This window comes from Nocardia jinanensis, from assembly GCF_014645735.1.
GTDB classification, from domain to species: Bacteria; Actinomycetota; Actinomycetes; order Mycobacteriales; family Mycobacteriaceae; genus Nocardia; species Nocardia jinanensis.
On sequence record NZ_BMMH01000007.1, the window covers coordinates 28,971 to 47,201 of the forward strand.

The 18,231-nt window shown below is 67.4% G+C and carries 19 protein-coding genes; 10 read left to right on the top strand and 9 right to left on the bottom strand.

Going from position 1 to position 18,231, the window contains the following annotated elements; all coding sequences use genetic code 11:
* Window positions 1-545: 545 nt before the first annotated feature.
* Window positions 546-1,727, bottom strand: a complete 1,182-nt coding sequence (locus IEY68_RS17550) for an acyl-CoA dehydrogenase family protein (protein WP_058852922.1) — start codon at window positions 1,725-1,727, stop codon at window positions 546-548.
* Window positions 1,728-1,857: 130 nt separating this feature from the next.
* Here IEY68_RS17550 and IEY68_RS17555 point away from each other — a divergent pair, with 130 nt between their 5' ends.
* The 6 genes from IEY68_RS17555 to IEY68_RS17580 all read left to right on the top strand — a co-directional run bounded on the left by IEY68_RS17555 (window position 1,858) and on the right by IEY68_RS17580 (window position 6,289).
* Entirely contained in the window at window positions 1,858-2,529 is a 672-nt protein-coding gene (locus IEY68_RS17555; protein WP_058852923.1) for a TetR/AcrR family transcriptional regulator, read from the top strand.
* Between the two features lie 139 nt (window positions 2,530-2,668).
* The gene (locus tag IEY68_RS17560; RefSeq protein ID WP_058852924.1) at window positions 2,669-4,171 is read left to right on the top strand and encodes a class I adenylate-forming enzyme family protein; all 1,503 of its coding nucleotides are present in this window, start codon (window positions 2,669-2,671) and stop codon (window positions 4,169-4,171) included.
* A 30-nt stretch (window positions 4,172-4,201) separates the two neighbouring features.
* Entirely contained in the window at window positions 4,202-4,507 is a 306-nt protein-coding gene (locus IEY68_RS17565) for a hypothetical protein (protein ID WP_058852925.1), read from the top strand.
* Window positions 4,508-4,596: 89 nt separating this feature from the next.
* Window positions 4,597-5,562 carry an Rv1363c family protein gene (locus tag IEY68_RS17570; RefSeq protein WP_062998662.1) on the top strand — a complete coding sequence of 322 codons (966 nt, stop codon included), beginning with the start codon at window positions 4,597-4,599 and terminating at the stop codon, window positions 5,560-5,562.
* Window positions 5,559-6,068 (top strand): hypothetical protein, encoded by a 510-nt coding sequence (locus IEY68_RS17575; RefSeq protein ID WP_058853482.1) that lies wholly within the window; start codon window positions 5,559-5,561, stop codon window positions 6,066-6,068. Before IEY68_RS17570 ends, IEY68_RS17575 begins: the two co-directional genes overlap by 4 nt.
* Window positions 6,038-6,289 (top strand): hypothetical protein, encoded by a 252-nt coding sequence (locus IEY68_RS17580; RefSeq protein WP_058853483.1) that lies wholly within the window; start codon window positions 6,038-6,040, stop codon window positions 6,287-6,289. The genes IEY68_RS17575 and IEY68_RS17580 overlap by 31 nt, the downstream gene beginning before the upstream one ends.
* Before the next feature lie 57 nt (window positions 6,290-6,346).
* On the opposite strand, the gene IEY68_RS17585 is transcribed toward IEY68_RS17580, so the two are convergent.
* Both IEY68_RS17585 and IEY68_RS17590 read right to left on the bottom strand, forming a co-directional pair.
* Complete coding sequence (locus tag IEY68_RS17585; RefSeq protein WP_058853484.1) at window positions 6,347-6,604, bottom strand: ferredoxin; 258 nt, start codon at window positions 6,602-6,604, stop codon at window positions 6,347-6,349.
* Window positions 6,601-7,929 (bottom strand): NADH-ubiquinone oxidoreductase-F iron-sulfur binding region domain-containing protein, encoded by a 1,329-nt coding sequence (locus IEY68_RS17590; RefSeq protein ID WP_058853485.1) that lies wholly within the window; start codon window positions 7,927-7,929, stop codon window positions 6,601-6,603. The genes IEY68_RS17585 and IEY68_RS17590 overlap by 4 nt, the downstream gene beginning before the upstream one ends.
* Window positions 7,930-8,050: 121 nt before the next feature.
* Between IEY68_RS17590 and IEY68_RS17595 the strand changes: the two genes are divergently transcribed.
* Window positions 8,051-8,524: a hypothetical protein gene (locus IEY68_RS17595; protein ID WP_058853486.1), complete on the top strand. Its 474-nt coding sequence runs from the start codon at window positions 8,051-8,053 to the stop codon at window positions 8,522-8,524.
* Between the two features lie 17 nt (window positions 8,525-8,541).
* Here IEY68_RS17595 and IEY68_RS17600 read toward each other — a convergent pair whose 3' ends face one another.
* The 6 genes from IEY68_RS17600 to IEY68_RS17625 all read right to left on the bottom strand — a co-directional run bounded on the left by IEY68_RS17600 (window position 8,542) and on the right by IEY68_RS17625 (window position 14,782).
* A complete protein-coding gene (locus IEY68_RS17600) occupies window positions 8,542-9,411 on the bottom strand; it encodes an alpha/beta fold hydrolase (protein ID WP_058853487.1) in 870 nt (289 codons plus the stop codon).
* Between the two features lie 101 nt (window positions 9,412-9,512).
* The gene (locus tag IEY68_RS17605) at window positions 9,513-9,971 is read right to left on the bottom strand and encodes a Rieske (2Fe-2S) protein (protein ID WP_229718847.1); all 459 of its coding nucleotides are present in this window, start codon (window positions 9,969-9,971) and stop codon (window positions 9,513-9,515) included.
* Window positions 9,971-11,119 (bottom strand): amidohydrolase family protein, encoded by a 1,149-nt coding sequence (locus tag IEY68_RS17610; protein ID WP_058853488.1) that lies wholly within the window; start codon window positions 11,117-11,119, stop codon window positions 9,971-9,973. Before IEY68_RS17610 ends, IEY68_RS17605 begins: the two co-directional genes overlap by 1 nt.
* Before the next feature lie 117 nt (window positions 11,120-11,236).
* Entirely contained in the window at window positions 11,237-12,328 is a 1,092-nt protein-coding gene (locus IEY68_RS17615; RefSeq protein ID WP_058853489.1) for an amidohydrolase family protein, read from the bottom strand.
* A 64-nt stretch (window positions 12,329-12,392) separates the two neighbouring features.
* Window positions 12,393-13,757 (bottom strand): cytochrome P450, encoded by a 1,365-nt coding sequence (locus IEY68_RS17620; RefSeq protein WP_373292983.1) that lies wholly within the window; start codon window positions 13,755-13,757, stop codon window positions 12,393-12,395.
* 164 nt (window positions 13,758-13,921) lie between these two features.
* Window positions 13,922-14,782, bottom strand: coding sequence for a mycofactocin-coupled SDR family oxidoreductase (locus tag IEY68_RS17625; RefSeq protein WP_058853491.1), 861 nt, complete (start codon window positions 14,780-14,782; stop codon window positions 13,922-13,924).
* Between the two features lie 496 nt (window positions 14,783-15,278).
* Here IEY68_RS17625 and IEY68_RS17630 point away from each other — a divergent pair, with 496 nt between their 5' ends.
* The 3 genes from IEY68_RS17630 (at window position 15,279) to IEY68_RS17640 (ending at window position 18,230) form a co-directional block, all read left to right on the top strand.
* The gene (locus tag IEY68_RS17630) at window positions 15,279-15,521 is read left to right on the top strand and encodes a hypothetical protein (RefSeq protein WP_058853492.1); all 243 of its coding nucleotides are present in this window, start codon (window positions 15,279-15,281) and stop codon (window positions 15,519-15,521) included.
* Window positions 15,522-15,638: 117 nt separating this feature from the next.
* Complete coding sequence (locus IEY68_RS17635) at window positions 15,639-17,291, top strand: FAD-dependent oxidoreductase (RefSeq protein WP_058853493.1); 1,653 nt, start codon at window positions 15,639-15,641, stop codon at window positions 17,289-17,291.
* A gap of 75 nt (window positions 17,292-17,366) precedes the next feature.
* Complete coding sequence (locus tag IEY68_RS17640; protein WP_058853494.1) at window positions 17,367-18,230, top strand: alpha/beta fold hydrolase; 864 nt, start codon at window positions 17,367-17,369, stop codon at window positions 18,228-18,230.
* Window position 18,231 lies beyond the last annotated feature (1 nt).

Sequence of the window (18,231 nt, forward strand, 5' to 3'; positions counted from 1 at the left end):
GAGTGAAGAACCGGGGTTGATAGGGCCCCGCCCACGCGCCGCCGGAGGCGGCGCAAATAAACACAGCACCTTCGCGGACGGGCCTGCCCCGACACCTTCGCAGGTCGGGTGCGCTTGTGAAGATGGTGATGGGAGCTTGCTCGGGAAGGGGAGGGTGGGCTTGCTCGCGAAAGTGGATGCGCACTTGCTCGTGAAGGTGCTGTGTTTTCGGCGCGCTGGCGCGCGCGGGGTTGAGGCCCCCTCAGTCCCGCCGTTCAGGCCTCGAGACTCGCGCTTCGCGCATGCGCTTTCGAGGCCTGAACGGCGGGACGGGCCTCAACCCTTTGAGGTGTCTCGCAAAACTCGACTCATTCGGGTTGCGTCCAGCGTGGATGTCCGGATCCGGATGCTTTCCCGTCCTTCTGTCTTCTCCGGATGGTCCACCTCAGTGGGCGGGGCCCGCCCCGGTTCTGGAGCGACGTAGCGAAGGAGCGCAGCGACTGAGCGAAGGAGTGAAGAACCGGGGTTAATAGGGCCCCGCCCCCGCGGCGCCGAAGGCGCCGCCATTAAACAGAGCTCCGGGGTAGGCCGAGGACTCGCTGGGCGATGATATTGCGCTGGATCTCGGAGGTGCCGCCGGCGATCGTGCCGGAGAAGCTGCGCAGATACCGTTCGAACCAGCTCGGCGCGTGATCCTCGAGGTTGAGCAGGTTGTGCCGAGAGGTGACCGATGGATGGGTCAGGCCGTCGGTGCCCGCGGCGTCGAGGGCGGCTTCGAGACCCTGCTGTACCGCCTCGGAACCCAGCAGTTTCAGTACCGACAACGCCGCCACATCGGTTTCGCCGCGCTGTTCGCGCGCAAGCGCCGCCGAACCCAGGAGTTCCAGCGCCTGCAGATCCATCACCGTGGTCGCGAAGCGATCGGTGTCCAATTCGGTGTGGGGGGTGAAATCCTTGACCAGCATGCGCAGCCGCTGGGCGAAACTCATCCACAGCAGCGTGCGTTCGTGGCCGAGCGAGCCGTTCGCCACGGTCCAGCCCTTGTTCAGTTCACCGACCAGGTTCTCCGCCGGAACCCGGGCTTCTTCGAAGAACACCTCGTTGAAATCGAGATCGTCGGCGGCGCAGGCCGAGGCGAACGGGCGGCGCCGCACCCCCGGGGTGCCGGTGGGAATCAGCAGGACGGAGATACCCCGGTGCTTGGGAGCCGCGGGGTCGGTGCGAACGAAGGTCAGGACGACATCGGAGTCGTGCGCGCCCGAGGTCCACACCTTCTGGCCGGTGACCACGAAATGGCCGCCGTCGCGGACCGCGCGGGTGCGCAACCCGGCCAGATCCGAGCCGGCGCCGGGCTCGCTCATCCCGAGGGCCGCGGGCATCTCGCCGCGCAGGATCGGCACCGCCCACTTCTTCTGCTGTTCGGGGGTGCCGAAGGTGATGAGGGATGCGGCGATGATGCCCTGACCCTGCGGGTTGCAGCTTTCGTAGATCCGGCGCCTGCCCAGTTCCTCGCGGTGCACGTACTGCTGCAGAACCGTGGCGTTGCGGCCGCCGAATTCGGGTGGATAGCCCGGTACCAGCCAGCCGTGGTCGAACTGCACCGACTGCCATTCGCGGGCCCATTGCGGCACATGTGAGCTCGAGCGGGGCCGTTCGACCGCGGTTGCCTCGGGCGGCAGATACTCGTCGAGGAATGCGATGAACTCGGCGCGGAACCGTTCCACGTCCTCGTCGAAAGTCAGCTGCACGATGTACCTCCCTTTAGCCAGATATGAGAATATCATTCTCTCAGCGGGATATTCTAGTTTCCGTAGGTGGCGCGACCAGCCGGGCCGAAGTTCACTCGGTGGTTGCCGCCGTGGTGATGGGAGGTACGCCATGCGGAGTGCCGGTAGTGGGCTGACCCTGCAGCAGCGGATCGACGCACGTTCGGTCCGCACCACGAAACTGTTCGGCAGCGTCCAGGTGCAGCGCTTCCTGGATGCCGCCCGGGTGTTGATCACCGAGCGGGGTAGTACCGATTTCACCATGCACGAGGTGGTCGACTACGCGGGTCAGTCGCTGCGCAGCTTCTATCTGCTCTTCGACGGCAAACACGAACTGCTGCTCGCTCTCTACGAAGAGGCGATCGCCAAGGTGGCGGGCCAGATCCGGGAAGCCACCGGTAACGACGACGATCCGCTGGACAGGCTGCGGCTCGCGGTGGAGCTGCTGTTCGAGTTCTGCCGACCGGATCCGGGCGCGCACCGTCCGTTGTTCACCGAGTACGCGCCGCAACTGCTGATGTCGGATCCCATCGAGATCCAGGTCGCGCATGCCTCGCTGTTCGAATTGCTGGCCGATCTCATGTATGACGCGGCCGCCGCGGGTCATCTCCGGACGCATACCCGGCCGCGCCGGATGGCCGCCATGACCTTGCAGACCGTGATGTTCGTCGCTCAGGGCGCCCGCACCGACGACGGGTCGCATGCGATCACCGCCGCCGAAGTATGGAACCTCTGCGCCTTCGGTGTGCTCGGGAACGCGGAAGGGTCTGCGGGAACCCGCTGACGAGCGGCCCGAGCAGACCGCGCGGTCGGCGAGTCGGGGTCGCGGTGCTGCGGATATGATATTCTCGGTTTTCGAGAATATCGATATCACCACTGGCTGAGCGTGGGAACGTGGCGCTCGGCGTTCAGGAAGTAGTCGCATGAGTATTTCGCTACTGCTGGATATGGCGGCGTCGACCGACCCGGACCGGGTGGCCGTCGTATCCGGTGAATCCCGCTGGACCGGCGCGGAGCTGGATGCGCTGGCGCACGGCGGTGCGGGCGCGATCGCGGCCTCCGGCGCCCGCAGTGTCGCGTATGTGGGTACAGGGGGCGCGCTGCTGCCGCTGCTGATCTTCGCCTCGGCCCGGGCCGGTGTGCCGTTCACCCCCTTGAACTATCGCCTGAGCGGCGACAAACTCGCCGAACTGGTGCGGCGTATCGACGCGCCACTGGTGGTCCACGACGACGCCTACGCGCACGCGGTCGCCGGTACCGCAGACCTGCTGTGGACCGCGGCGGAATTCCTGGATCGGGCCCGGACTTCGGAACCGGCCGGTGCCGAACCGGATCCCGACGCCGCGGCGGTGGTGCTGTTCACCTCCGGGACGACCTCGCAGCCGAAAGCGGTGGAGCTCTCCCACAACAACCTGGTCAGCTACATCACCGGCACAGTGGAATTCGCCTCCGCCGCCCCCGAGGACGTCTCCCTGATCTGCGTACCGCCCTACCATGTGGCCGGGGTCGGCGCGGCGCTGTCGAACCTGTACGCGGGCCGGAAGATGGTGTACCTGCGCAATTTCGAACCGCAGGAATGGATCCGGCTGGTGGAGACCGAGCGGGTCACCACGGCGACGGTGGTACCGACCATGCTGGACCGGATTGTCACCGGGCTGAAACAGAGCGGATCGCGGCTACCGACCCTGCGCACCCTGGCCTACGGCGGCTCGAAGGTGGGGCTGCCGCTGGTGCGCACCGCACTCGAATTGCTGCCCGAGGTCGGATTCGTCAACGCCTACGGGCTCACCGAGACCAGTTCCACCATCGCGGTGCTCGGGCCCGATGATCACCGGGCCGCGCTGATCGCCGACGACGACACGGTCGCCGAACGGCTCGGCTCGGTCGGACAGCCGGTACCGGGGATCGAGGTACAGATACGCGACGAGGCCGGCACCGTCCTCCCCGCCGGGATGCCCGGTGAACTGTTCGTCCGCGGCCCTCAGGTCTCGGGCCGCTACACCGGGATCGGTTCGGTGCTGGATGCCGAGGGTTGGTTCCCCACCAAGGATCTGGCGGTCCTGGACGACGGCGGATACCTGTTCATCCACGGCCGCAGCGACGACACCATCATCCGCGGCGGGGAGAACATCGCCCCGGCCGAGATCGAGGACGTCCTGGTCGAACATCCGGCCGTGCACGAGGTCGCGGTGGTGGGTGTCGAGGATGCCGAATGGGGACAGATCATCGTCGCGGTGGTGGTAGCCGCGGATGCCGGCAGCATCCCCGATCCGGAGGAATTGCGCGCCTACGTGCGATCCGGATTGCGCGGCTCCCGGACACCGGATCGTGTGGTGTTCCGCCCCGAACTCCCCGCGACCCCCACCGGGAAGATCCTGCGCCGCGAACTCGTCGCCGATCTGACCCGCGAGACCGCCGGCGCGTAGCCGCGCCCGCCCTGAAAGGAACAAACGCTCATGGTCAAAACCGGTACCCGGCTACGGAGCCAGGTGTGCAGTACCGAGGTCATCATCGTCCGGGCCGCCGACAGCCTCGATGATCTCCGGGCGGGCGGGGTGCCGATGGTGCCCATCGACGGCGGCGCGACGGCTTCCGATAGCAGCCCGCAGGAGGGTTTCGCGGCAGGCAACCTCATCGGTAAACGCTATGTCGACGACGAGGGCGCCGAAGTTCTCGTGACCAAGGCCGGTGCGGGCACGCTCAGCGTCGGCACCACACCGCTGGCCATCAAGGAAGCAAAGCCGCTGCCCGCAAGCGACTAGGCATCTCGCCCCGCCTTTGCTGCGGCCGTGCGCGGGCTGTGGGCGACTGCGAGACAGTGCCATTCAGACGAGTGATCGAGGTGGGACAGATGATCCAGGCCACCACCGACCCGCTGATCTTGGCGGCGGAGGAAGCCGACGCCGAAGCGGCGGCCGCGGAGGCCGAAGCGGTCGCCGCGCGGGCGTCCGCGACGGCCGCCCGCGCCCGTGCCCGGGCGGCGCGGTTACGCCGGGAGGCCGGGACGTCGGGCGAACCGCCCGGCTCCGGCGCCACCGCGGCGGAGAAACCGGACGCCGCGGCGCCGGCAGCCGAAACCTCGTCGAAGATCGCGGACGATACTGCACCCGCCGCCGAACCGGACGAGAACTCCGAGCCGCCGAAAGCGGCCGAAACCGATTCGGAGCGGGCCGGGACCGGCACCGATTCGGAGCGTGCGGGGTCCGATACCGCCGCGACGGATTCGGCCGATGCGGGAGTCGGCCCCGGCATCTCGCCGGAGAAGCCCGGCGACCCGAAACAGGTCCGCTTCCTACGGATGGTCCGCCGATTGCCGCCGCGAGCGGTGCGTCGCCCGCGTGGTCGCAGCCTGGGCCGGGTCGCGGCAGCGGTGGTCGTGGTCGCCGCCATGGCGGTCAGCGGATTCTCGATCTGGAACCACCATCAGATCGGCGTACAGCAAGCCCGCTCGGACGAGTATCTCGGCGCCGCGCGGCAGGGTGTCCTGGCGCTGACCAGTATGGATTCCGGGCGCGCCGCCGACGATGTGCAGCGGGTGCTCGATCGATCCACCGGTGCCTTCCGCACCGATTTCCAGACCCGGGCCGAAGATTTCACCAAGGTCGTCGAACAGTCCCAGGTCGCTACCCAGGGTGAGATCACCGCGTCCGCCGTCGAATCCATGACCGACGAATCGGCGGTGGTACTCGTTTCGGCCGTCTCCCGGATCACCAATTCGGCCGGAGCGCAGCAGGAGCCGCGGGTGTGGCGGTTGAGTGTCACCGTCACCCGGGACGGTCCGGATCTCAAGATGTCGAAAGTGGAGTTCGTGCCGTGAGAATCCCCAGCTTCCGCCGTACCGTCCGGCGCTCCCCGGAATCGCTGCTGCTCACCCTGGTGGCCGCGGTCGCGGTGGCCGTCGCCGCCTCGCTGCTGGCCTTCCAGCACCGCCCGGACGATCAGGGCGATGCGGTGAAGAACGAGGTCCTCTCGGCGGCGACCGAGGGCACCGTCGCGCTGCTCTCGTATTCACCGGAGTCGCTGGACAACGATTTCGCGGCCGCGAAATCCCGGATGACCGGTGACTTCCGCACGTACTACAACCAGTTCACCGAAAAGGTCATCGCACCCGCCGCCAAGGAGAAGTCGGTGAAGACGACGGCGACGATCGTGCGGTCGGCGGTGTCCGAAGTTCATTCCGATTCGGCGGTCGCGCTGCTGTTCATCAACCAGACGACCACCAGTGCCGAAAAACCGGATCCCGCGCTGGCGGCGAGCAGCGTCCGCGTGACCCTGTCGAAGGTAGAGGACTCATGGCTGATCTCGTCGTTCGATCCCGTCTGAGCAACACTGCCGGGGAGGCGATCCCGCTGCCGCCCGGTATGCGCGCGGACGAACCCGTGCTCGTCACGGTCTATCCCGTCCTGGACTATTTCTCCACTTGCCCGCGCTGTGGATATCCCGCCGAGGCCTCCGCCACCGTGCGAACCTACGCCGACGGCGGTACCACCAGCGAAACGCATGTCACCTGCGGTATGCCCTGCGGCTGGCATCGGGTGGGCTAGCGATACGACCCGACCGGAAGGCGCTGGTACTCCTCGGAGTACCAGCGCCTTTCGCGGTTACAGGGATTGGGGACGCGCCTCGTCCGCCGTCGCGGCGGGCTCGCCGTTCATCCGGTTCGAGTCGGGCAGCACGGTGATGGCGTGTACCGGGCAGTCGAGCAGCGCGCGGGTCACCGCGCCCTCGTCGGTGGATGCGATGGCCGGACCGCCGGCCAGCGAGGCGTAACCCCAGTCGTCGAGGGGGAAATGCTCGGGCGCGTGCTTGGCACAGATGCCGAACCCGTCGCAGAGTGTGCGGTCCAGTTTGATCTTCACCGCAACACCTCCGTCGCCACCCGGTAGGGGGCATGGTCGGTAGCGGGCCCCGCCGCGCAGTCCGGGCACCGGCTGCCGAGATGTGCGGTGACCTCCCGCGGGAAGCGGTCCAGCAGACTCGCCGCGGTATTGCAGGCGGCATCCAGGGTGCCGCAGGCCCCGCGCCCGCGCAGCACCGTCGACCAGCGGCGCAACCGTCGCAGGTCGTCCCCGCCGGCCCGGCCGTCGGCAAGTGCCCCGGCCGCCGCCGCCATGGCCGCGGTTCCGTTGAAACAGGACCCGCACTGACCGGCGTTCTCCCGGTCGAAATAGTTCAGGACCCCGGCGGCCACCGCCACCGGGCATTCCTCGGTGATGAGGGCGATCGCCCCGCACCCCAGGCCCGCTCCTGCCCGGCGCAGTGTCTCGTGGTCCAGCGTGAGATCCAGAACCGTCCGGTCGAGCAGGCCCGTGAAGTAGCCGCCGATCAGGGCGCCGCGCAGGCCGCTCGCCGCGATACCGTGCAGCGCGAGGAGATCGGCGAACGGAAGTCCGTGCGGCAGTTCGTAGAGTGCGGGCGCGCGCCCCGCGGCGGTGACCGTGGCCAGGAACGTTCCGGGGGAGAGCGCGGTACCGGCGGCCCGGTATGTATCGGCACCCCAGCGGTCCAGGAACGGCAGATTGGCCAATGTCTCCACATTGCTGACCAGGGTCGGCAGCCCCGCGACACCGGCTTCGAAAGGACGCGGCGGTTTATCGGTGGGTTTGGCCGGGCCACCGTTGATGGCCTGCACGGCCGCGGTCTCCTCGCCGGCGACATACCCGGGTTCGACCCGCACCACGGTGATCTCCGGTCCGTCGGGCAGCCCGCCGCCGAGTTCCTCCAACGCGGAATCGACACACCGGGCGGATTCCGGATCCGATACGTAGACGTAGGCCCGCCGCGAACGCACCAGCGCGGCCGCCAGCCGAAGACCGTCGAGCACCAGATGTGGGCGGTGGCGCAGCAGCCAGCGGTCCTTGAACGAAGCGGGCTCGCCCTCCTCGCCGTTGGCCACGATCACCGTATCGGTCCACCCCGCCGGCGCGCCGGCGCCCACCCGGCTACCACCGCGGACACCGCTCACCTTCACGGCGAACGGGAACCCGGCCCCGCCCCGGCCGCGCAACCCGCTGCGCTCGACCTCGTCCGCCAGCCCGGCCACCGATCCGACCGGGCGATAGCCGCCGCGGTCGCGGTACTCGTAGGCCGTTTCCACCCCACCGCCGGTGAGGAGTAGGCGTGGATCGCTACCGGGGTACGGGACCACCGTGAGGCCCCCGGCCGACGAGAAGATGTGCTGCATCGTCCCTCCTGAGTGGACGCGGCATCCGGCCGCTCGTATCGGGTGCGACCTCCGCCGTCGCCGGGGCCGTGCGTGGACTTCGGGTAGGCCTCGCCCCACTGCGCCCGTTAGGCTGATCCGCATGCGAACTGCGGTGCTGCGGGTGAATGTGGACCCGGCCGGAGAACTCTCCGCCGAATCGCTGGCCCAGGGGATGGCCGAGTTGATCCGGATCCTGGCCGCGTCGGGTGCGCAAGTATCGGACCGTGACCTCGCCGCCGCACCGCGCGCCCGGCGAGAGGTCCAGGTACTGCTGAACACCGCCGACGCTGGGGCCGATACCGAGCGGGTGCTCGCGTCGTGCGGGCGTGCGTTCGGCACAGCGCCCACCCCGGGGGTGATCACCTATGTGAGCCGTGGCACCGATGCCGACGCCCACGGGGTCCTCGCGGGATTCGGGCTCACCGGGGAAATCATCCGGGTGCCGGGCACCGAGGGCTACGACATTCTGCAGGTTCGCTTGCGCGAAGCCGATCTGGAGCGGGTACCGGAGAGCCGGATACACACCGCGCTGGAAGCGTCGACCAACTGCGAGGTCCGGATCTCGGCGGTCTGAGGGCGCGGGCGGCCCGGTCATCGCTCGCCCAGGAACTTCAGGATCTCCGGCGCGGCCAGCACCCAGGTATCGAACATGTTGTACTGCTGCACCCGGCCCTGGGCGCGATCCTGCATCGCGCGTTCCCAGGCGTCCTCCGGCCACGGCGGATCGATCAGCGTCGACCCCTCGATCAGGCAGCTCACCTCGAGCGAAGTGCGTTTGGGATGGTCCATATCCTTGGCGCCGCCGCGAATGATCAGCGTGGGCACCTGGATACGTTCGAACATGTCGTCGTCGACGCCGGGAATCGTCTGCCCCGGTTTCGGTACATAGGCGTTGAGCCAGCGCAGCGACAGTTTCACGAAATCCGCCGAGTCCAGATCCCGCAGCCGCTGCTCGTTGTCCGGGTTCTCCGCGATGCGTTCCCGCCACTCTTTCATCCGGAGCAGCCCCTCGACCCCCAGCGCCCGCACGGTCTGCAGGCTGGGCAGAACGTAGTAGGCGCCCAGATTGAAGGTGCCGTAGACCCCGCCGACGATATTCCACAGCACGAGATCGGTGACCAGCTCCGGATACAGCATGGTGGTGAGCATCGAATCCCGGGCGCCGCCGGAGCCGCCGGCCAGGATCACCGGACCGGTATCGAGCTCGGCCAGCAGCCCGGACAAGGTCTCGGCGCGCATATGCGATTCGGTCTGCCCGAAGAACTGGACGTCGGAGGCACCGCAGTTGGGCCGATCCCACAGCAGCACCCGGTGGCCGCCGGCGACCAGTGCCTCGGCCAGGGGCCGGAGCCCGGGAATATCTTTGCTGTAGCGGCCGCCGGGGGTGAGCACGATGAGATCACCGGTATCGCCGAGTATCTCGTAGACGACTCGGCCGCCGTTCACCGTTACCGCGGGCATTACACACTCCTGGAGGGGGATTCGGGGAGAGGACCGGGCGGGCACTCCCGCGGCCGGCGTCTCGGACCGGCCGGGTCGTCTTGCTTTCCGGATGTGCCGGATCAGGCGGTGACCAGTACGTCGTCGCCTACCACGCGCACCGGATAGGTACGGATACTCCATTCGGGTTTCACCGCGGTGGTGCCGGTGGCCAGTTCGAAACCCCACTGGTGCCACGGGCAGTAGATGAACTCGTTGTCGCGCACCATCACCGAATCGCCCGGCACCGATTCGTCGACGACGGTGCGGCCGCGGGCACGGCCCGCGCACAGCGGGCCGCCCTCGTGCGGACAGTAGTTCGCGATGGCGTAGAAGGTGCCGTTCACGTTGTACACACCGACCCCGTGGCGGCCGATCGGCACCACCTTCGACGAGCCCGGCGGGATCTCGTCCACGGTGGCCACCACGTGTTCGCGGCCTTGCGCGAGGCGCGGAACGTCCCCGCCGACCGGCCGTGGCACGCTCGCCGCCGGAGCCTCGGGTGCGGGCCCGGCGTCGGGTGTCTCGATTCCCTCCGCCATCAGTGGACCCGTATCTGCCCGGGCAGGGCCGGCACGGTTTCCGGCAGGTGGTAGGTCTCGATACCGTTGCGGAACATAACCTTCTCCCGGGCCGTGGGCGGGAGATGTTTCACCAACCAGCGGGGGTCGTCGAAGGTCCAGTGCGGGTAATCCGAGGAGTAGAGCAGGATCTTGTCCGCTTCCATCCATTCGAATGCCCGGGTGAGCTCGGTCTTGTCCTCCGGGTAGTCGAGCGGCTGGGTGGTGAACTTGATGTGCTCTTTGACGTACTCCGACGGTTTGCGCGTAATCGACATGAACGATCCGCGTGCCGCGTATATCGCGTCCATCCGCCACATGAGCGGCAGGATCCAGGTGAACGCGTGTTCCACGAAGACGATGCGCAACGCCGGGAACCGATCGAAGACCCCGTCGAAGATCAGGCTCATGATCTGGTTCGCCGCGAGCAGGGAGTAGGTGACCATGAAATCGTGGTTGTAGCTGGGGAAGCCGACCGGCGGCATGGGCATGGTCTCGTAGGCGCCCCGGCTCAGATGACAGCTCACCGGCAGACCGTGTTTCACCGCGGCGGCCCAGATCGGGTCGTAGCGAGGGTCACCCCAGCAGGGCCGGGGTTCGGCCTTGATGAGGATCTGCGACATATAGGTGTGCCCGGCCCAGTGTTCGATCTCGGCGACCGCGGCCTGCGGATCGTCGATGGCCACACAGATCGAACCGCGCCAGCGCTGATGCCAGTTGTTGTGCGCGTCCAGCCATTGCGCGTCGAGCCACCGGTTCACGGCTGTCGCCATCGCGGCGGTCGCCTCGGGTAGCCGGGTCGCCTTCACTGTGGGCTCGAGGATGACGATATCCGAGCCGGCCTCCATGATGAGTTGCCGGAAGGCCATATCCGGGTCGCTACCGGGGAATTCGCCGTTCGCGGGGAAGGTGTCCACCCGCATCGCCTTGGAATGGGCGTAGTCCGGCGCGTCGTAGATGATGGTGTCGCCGACGCGGTGACCGAGGAAGAACGAAGTACGCCACGGTTCCGGGATATGGTCCACCAGATCACCCCGGCGGGGGACCGGATGGACATCGGAATCGACGACCCGTACCGGAACCAGTTCCGTAGCCGGTACTCGCGCCCGTACCTGTGCTGTGGTCAACATGCCTCCTTCGTAGGGGCTGCATCTGATCGGCGGAGGCCGTAGCGAAGGCGGAGGTATCGCATCATCACGCCTCCTCGAGTAGCACTGTCGCGGCATCGGCCGCCCGCACCCGCTGCATCAGCCGACCGCGGTGACCGCGTCGATATCGATGCTGTACAAGCTTGCGGCGTTACGCCAATAGAGTTTTTCGCGCTGCTGCGCGGTGAGTGCGGCGGGCAGCGTGCCGGTATCGCCGCTGTGCCAGTGCGGATAACTGGATCCGAACATCACCATGTCGTCCTTGCCGGTGAAGTCCAGCCATTCGGCGGCGTAGGGCGCATCGCCGGGCCCGTCGATCGTCGCGTGCACGAAGTACACATGTCCCGGCAGGTAGTCGCTCGGCATCCGGGGCGCCCACGGGGTCTGTTCGAGATGTGGCCGGCCGAAGGTGTCCATCCGCCAGGTGAACGGGGTCAGCAGATCGGCGCCGCCGTCGGCCCAGACGAATTTCAGGCCCGGATACCGCTCGAAGACGCCCTCAGCGATCATATTCATCAGGTGGTAGATGTAGTTCAGCCCCATGAACCCGTAGTACTGCTCATAGGTGCGGGGATGCCCGGACGGGGTCGGCGGCAGACCGATACTCTCCCCGGTCTCGATATGCGCGGCGACCGGTAGATTCGCCGCCTCGGCTGCTTCCCACAGCGGCCAGAACTGCGGTTTGCCGTACAGTTCGCGCGATTGCAGCGGGATCCCGAGTTGCACGATGCGCGGATGGTCACCGAGCCGGCCGATCTCGCGCAGCGCACCGCTCAGATCCTCGGGATTGACCCGCAGGGTGCCGCGGAAGCGATCGTGGTAGGTGCCACTGTCCAGCCAGCGCGACACCATCATATCGTTGTGGGCCGAGAGGACCGCGGTGGTGAGATGGCGATCCGGCAGGATTCCGCGGGTCATCGGATGCAGGACGGCCACGTCCACGCCGCGCTCCTCGAAGAGTTGCTGCCCCACGAACTCCGGATCCGAACCCGGATAGCCGCGGTGCGGTCCCCGGGCGCCCTTCACGTATTCGCCGCCGGGCGCGCCGTACCAGTCCATTTCCGCGTCCGGGATACCACGGCTCTTGAACGGTTCGTTCAGGTGGGAGCGCATATCGTCGTTGGAGCGGAAGAAGATGTGCACGCTGGTGTCGATCACCGGAGTGCGAGTGCCGTCGGGCAGGTCCTTCATCGCGGTTCCTCGTCGGAGAGGGAAGGGCCGGCCGAACCCCGCGGTATCGGCCGGCCCTTCTCGGTCAGTACTCGAAGTCGATCACTGCGGCGTCGGGCCGCTCGGTCACCGGCGCCGCAAGGCCCTGCTCGTCGCAGATCCGCTGCAGATGTTCCAGGGTCTCGTCCAGACTGGGGCCCAGCCGTTTACCGGGGGTGAAGGTGGCCGGCAGATTGCGCATCCCCTGGATGACACCGATCGTGTCGTAGTGCACCGTGCCCGCCGGATCACATTTGTAGTCGGGCATCCGATCCAGGACCGCGAGCAGCATGGATTTGAACACCGTGCGCGCCACATTCGAGCCGATGCACCGGTGGACGCCCAGCCCGAAGCTGAAGTGCCGGTTGCCCTTACGGTCCATGATGATCTCGTCGGCATCGGGGAAGATACTCTGATCGCGATTGGCCATGGCCCAGGACAACCACAGCCGTTCGCCCTCTTTGAATTCGGTGCTCTGGTAGGTGCAGTCGTCGGCGATGGTGCGTCCGTCACCTGGGGCGGGTGTGAAGAAACGCAAGAACTCCTCGGTGGCGGGATCGAGCAGATCGTCGCGGTCGCGGCTGAGCTCGTCGCGCTGGTCCGGGTTGTCCGAAAGCCACTCCAGGGAGTGCGCGGTGAGCGCGGTGGTGGTGTCGAAGCCACCGCCGATGAGGAGACCGATCATCCCGAGCAGTTCCATATCGGGTGCCGGCTCGCCGTCGATCCGCAGTTCGGTGAGCGCTTTGATCAGACCGGGACGCGGCTCGGTCTTTGCCTCATGGAGGCTCGTCAGGATATCGATACCCATGGTCCGGTGCATTTCGGCGACCCGGGGGGCGTCGGGGGAGTTCTCCGGGGTGTACACCGAGGCGTGTACCGGATCGCTGTACACCGACCATTTCTTCAGCGGGATCCCCAGCATGGCCAGGGTCAGGACCGCGGGGACGATATTGGCCAGATCGTCCACGAAATCGATCCGGCCCGTTTCGATCTTCTCGTCCAGGCCGGCCCGGACGATCTCATCGATGAACGGCTGCCAGCGTTTCACCGCGGCGGGTGACAGATACGGATTGAGAACCGAGCGGTAGGTGCGGTGTTCGGGCTCGTCCATTTCCAGCATGCCGCCGCGGACCATCGCGGCGCGTTGTGCCTTCGGAATCGAGATGCCCTGGTACCCACGGCGTTCGTTGTGTACGTCGTGGTCGACCGACACCTCGGGGCAGCGGGCGAGTTCGAAGACCGCGTTGCCGCCGGCGGCGACCCAGTGCCCGTTGTAGGTATCCGACCACGCCACCGGGCACTTCGTATGCATCTCGTGGGTGATCTCGGCGAACTTCTCCCGGTATTCGGGGGTGTGCCGATCGAAGTGGTAGCGGTTCTGCTTGCGCTGGTCGTTATCCGTCGAAGTCACGATCTGTAGTCCCTCTGCTGCTCACTGGGTGCGGCGAACCTTCGCCGGGGGCCCGGAACTCTGCGCCGCTCCGGGAGTCGGGTGCCGATCCGCCACCGGTGCGGCGGCGTGCGCATCGATCGCCTGCGTTCGCGCGCCGCCCGCACCGGCGTGGCCGGGCGGGGTCAGAGTTTGTGGTCGTACCACTTCAGGTAGCCGCCGGCGTCGACCCGCAGCTGCATACCGGTGACGAAGCGAGCTTCGTCGGAGACGAGGAACAGGATGGCGTTGGAGATATCGACCGGCTCGATCCACGGGGTCTTCATGGCCTGCTGGACGTAGAAGGCCGGTTCCGCGTCGGCGCGGGTCGGGTTCTCCAGATCCGGCCGGAACGACCGGTACATCGGCTCGCTCTGCAACATATCGGTATTGCAGTTGGTGGGGTGCACCACGTTGGCGCGGATACCTCGCGGCGAGAGGTGCCGGGCGATATCGAAGACGTAGTAGGACAGCGCTCGCTTGGAATGCACATAGGCCATACCGCCGAGATCCGAGCCGGGATTGTCGACCTTGCTGGTGTCGACCATCGCCGCGGTCGAGCCGGTGGCCACGATGGACGCGCCTTCGCCGAGATGCGGGAGTGCGGCCTGGATGGCGTTGATGGTGCCCACCAGGTTCGTATTGATGACATCGGTCCACGCCTGGATATCCGGCTGGCCCTTCATACCCGCGACGCCCGCCTGGGCGATGACGATATCGAGTTTGCCGAACTCCGCGACGCCCGCGTCCAGCGCCGCTTTCAGGGCGACGGCGTCACGGACGTCGGTCTGGGTCGCGACGATACGGCGGCCGGTCTTCTCGACCAGGCGCACGGTTTCCTCGAGGTCTTCGGGCGTGGCCAGCGGGTATCCGATGGTCGACATGTTCTGGCAGAGGTCGACAGCGATGATGTCCGCGCCTTCCTCCGCCAGTCGGACGGCATGGCTACGGCCCTGACCGCGCGCGGCGCCCGTGATGAATGCGACTTTGCCCTCAACACGTCCCACAGCATTCCCTTTCGATCTGTTTCCGGGAGTCACCTGCCCGGTGTGCCGGTCCGCCGGTGGCGGTGCGCGGCACGGGACAGGTACGCGGCGAATGCCGCGCGTCGATCCGGCCGCGGACCCGTTTCGGTGTCGACCCGGCACCGCCGGGTACCGGCTCCGGACATACGGCTGTTCTCGTATGCGAAAGAACTTCGTTTTCGCATACGAGAACGGTACTCTACCCGTGGGCTCGGCGGCAAGGTTTCGGAAGAAGCCTGGTCAATTGATCAACACGGGCTCGTACGGCATATCGGCAGTTGGCGACCGATATCGGTATCCAGGCGGTCGAGTGTCGGAGCGAATTAATCGTTCGCGTTGTCAGAGAATTCAATTTTCACCAGTCGGCGGTACGGACTCCGACGCGCTCGCGTAGGTGCCCGATACGGGTGCCGAGCACCGCGCCGGCGCGGAAGGGGTGGACCGATATGTCCGACCGACCTGTTCGAGGTGGGGTCCGGTGACCCGGGCCCTGCCCGACGAGCGCTTCGGGGAGGTGGTGGGCGCGGTGCTGCGTATGCGGCCCGGCTGTGAGCTCCCCTCCCGGGCGGCGGTGCGGGCCTTCTTCGAGCGGGCCGGAGTGGCGCGGCAGAAGTTCCCGGAGCGGTTGTTCGAGGCCGCGGAGTTCCCGCGCACCCCCAGCGGCAAGATCCGGAAACATTTGATCCGGCAGGGTATTGCGGCATCCATCCTGCGAGAATAGTATTCTCAAAAAGGGAGATTATCGTTTTACTCGCGCCGGATCCGGCCCGTGCTCCAGCACGGCAGCCCGCCGGACCCGGCGGCTCGAACTCCGCCTGCTCGCCGAAAGGACAGCGCAGTGCCATCGCTTCAGCCATCGGCTGCCGAACCCGATCCGTCGAACAGCTGGGACTCCGAGACCGATGTCGTCGTTCTCGGTTCCGGAGCCGCCGGGCTCACCGCCGCGCTCGCCGCCGCTGTCGAGGGCGCGGCGGTGACGCTGTTCGAGAAAGCGGCCACCGTCGGCGGAACCAGCGCGGTCTCCGGTGGACTGGCCTGGATCCCCGCCCACACCCGGGCGGCTCGGGAACTCACCGTGGCCGACGCGCTGGCCTATCTGAACGCGCAATCCCTGGATTCGATGGACGACGAACTGGTCGAGGTGTTCGTGCGCACCGGCGCGCGGATGCTCGATTTCGTCGAAGAGCACAGTGCGGTGAAATTCGAAGTGGCCGACGGGTTCCCGGACTACAAACCGGAACTTCCCGGCGGTCAGCCCGCCGGCGGCCGGTCGCTGGGTCCCGCGGCCTACGACCTGGCGCGCCTGGGTGAATGGCGAGACCGGATCACCACCTTCCCGCTCGACTGGAGCAATGTCGGCTTCGACGCCGAGACCCGGGCCCGGCTGCGGGCCGTGCTCGGCGACGCGACCGCCGATATCTGCGTGGCCGGTCAGGCGCTGGTCGCGGGGTTGCTCGAAGGTGTACTCGCCGCCGGGATCACCCCGCGCACCGGAGCCCGGGGTGTGGAGCTGATCGCCGAAGGCGGTGCCGTGACCGGAGTCCGGGTCGAAGTCGACGGCAGCCGGCTCGCTGTCCGGGCCCGGCGCGGCGTGGTGCTGGCCACGGGTGGATTCGAGTGGGATCCGCGCTTGGTCAAGGCGTTTCTGCGCGGGCCGATGACCGGACCGGTCTCCCCACCGAACAACACCGGCGACGGCCTGCGGATGGCCATGGCGCACGGCGCCGATCTCGGGAACATGGGTGAAGCCTGGTGGGTTCCCGTGGTGCAACTGCCCGGCGACACTATCGAGGGCGAACAACGCAGCCGCAGTGTCCGGCTGGAACGTACCCGCCCGCGCAGCATCATCGTGAACCGGGCCGGTAAGCGGTTCGTCAACGAGGCCGCCGAATACAACTCCATGGCAGGCGCCTTCCATTACCTGGACCCGCGCGGTGGCTATGTGAACAATCCCGGCTGGATGGTGTTCGACGCCGAACATCTGCGCCGCTACGGATTCCTGGGTATCGAACCCGGCGGCGCCGCGCCCGAGTGGTTCTGCGAATCCACGGATCTCGACGAACTCGGCGCCCGGACCGGAATAGACCCCGCGGGCCTACAGCGCACCGTGGCCGACTGGAACCGCGCGGTCGCCGCCGGTGCCGATCCCGATTTCGGTCGCGGCGCCAGTGAATACGACGGCTACTGGGGTGACCCGGACGCCGACACGGTCGCCGGACGCACCCTGGGCCCGGTCGATACCGGTCCCTACTACGCGGTCCCGGTGACCGTGGGCGCGATGGGTACCAAGGGTGGCCCGCGCACCGATCGCGACGCACGGGTCCGGCATATCAGCGGCGCGGCGATCCCCGGGCTGTACGCGGCCGGTAACGCGATGGCCGGGGTGACCGGGCGCGCCTACGGCGGCGCCGGCGGAACCATCGGCCTCGGGATGGTCTGGGGGCTGCGCGCGGGACATCACGCGGCCACCGGCGAATCGGTGAAGTACTGAGCGAGCGCGGGCAATCGGGCGGCGCGTACGCCCGGCGGACCGGCGCCGGGCCGGTGGACAGAGCGGAAGGTAGCGGTGTCGGAATACGAGAGTGTGTGGTGCGACCTGCAAGGTGTCGCGTTCAGCCAGGGATACCTGGATGTAGCGGGGGTCCGCACGCGCTACCTGCATGCCGGCGACCGGAACAGACCCGCGCTGGTGTTGCTGCACGGGTCGGGTGGACATGCCGAGGCCTACGTCCGGAATCTGGCGGCGCATGCCGAGCACTTCTCCACCTGGTCGATCGATATGCTCGGCCACGGATACACCGATAAGCCCGGCCATCCGCTGGAAATCGAACACTATGTGCGGCATCTGATCTCGTTCCTCGATACCATCGGCGCCGCCCGTGCCCATATCAGCGGAGAGTCACTGGGCGGCTGGGTCGCCGCCCGGGCCGCCTACGCCCACCCGGGCCGGGTCGACAGACTGGTGCTCAACACCGCGGGCGGTTCGCAGGCCGATCCCGAGGTCATGCGGCGGATCGTCACGCTGTCCATGGCGGCCGCCACCGACCCCACCTGGGAAACGGTGCAGGCGCGCATCACCTGGCTGATGGCGGACAAATCCAAGGATTACGCCGATATCGTGGCCAGCCGGCAGCGTGTCTACCGGCAGCCCGGTTTCGCCGACGCCATGCGCGACATCATGGCGTTGCAGGATCCGGAGATCCGTGCCCGCAATCTGCTCGGACCCGAGGAGTACGGCGGTATCACCGCGCCGACCCTCGTGGTGTGGACCAGCGACGATCCCACCGCCGACGTGGCCGAGGGCAAACGGATCGCCTCGATGATCCCGGGTGCCCGGTTCGAGGTCCTCCCCGGCTGCGGGCACTGGCCGCAATACGAGTCGCCCGCGGCGTTCGACGCGCTTCATCTCGAATTCCTGCTGGGTGGTTGAT